The sequence below is a fragment of the Roseateles sp. P5_E1 genome, assembly GCF_054049335.1.
The window spans coordinates 1-543 of the sequence record NZ_JBFUMN010000415.1 but is presented as its reverse complement, the minus strand read 5'-3'; the positions used below and the strand labels follow the sequence as shown (position 1 = coordinate 543).

1 protein-coding gene is annotated in these 543 nt (G+C 65.9%); it reads left to right on the top strand.

Features of this window, described 5'->3' with window-relative positions:
* Positions 1–15 precede the first annotated feature (15 nt).
* The coding region (locus ACXJKJ_RS31830; protein ID WP_457395714.1) for a PAS domain-containing protein at positions 16–543 on the top strand (528 nt) is incomplete at its 3' end.

The window sequence follows — 543 nt, the reverse complement described above, 5'->3', positions numbered from 1 at the left end:
ATCCAGGCCGGTCAGATGCGGATCAACGAGCGCTGGGCGCAGATTGTCGGTTACACCCGCGACGAACTGGCGCCGATCACCCCGGAGACCTTCTTCCGTCTGGTTCACCCCGATGACCTCGGCAAGTCCAACGCGCTGTTGCACGACCACTTGGAAGGCCGGTCGGCGCACTACGACAGCCTGTGCCGCATGCGCCACAAGGACGGGCACTGGATCTGGGTGCAGGACCGCGGCCGCGTCTACGAGTGGGACGCGCAGGGCCGCCCGTTGTGGATGGCTGGCGCGCATGCCGATGTGACCGACCTGCAGAACGCGCGCCAGGATGCGGCCAACATGCGCCAGCGCCTGCAGGCGGTGGTGGATGCGTCCGACGAAGTGGCGGTGATCGCCACCGATGTGGACGGCGTGGTCAACCTGTTCAACACCGGCGCGCAGAAGTTGCTGGGCTATCGAGCGGACGAAGTGATCGGCCGAGTCAACCCGAGCCTGTTCCATGATGTGGCGGAAATGCAGGCCTACCTGCAGCCCGAAGCCGATGCGGAC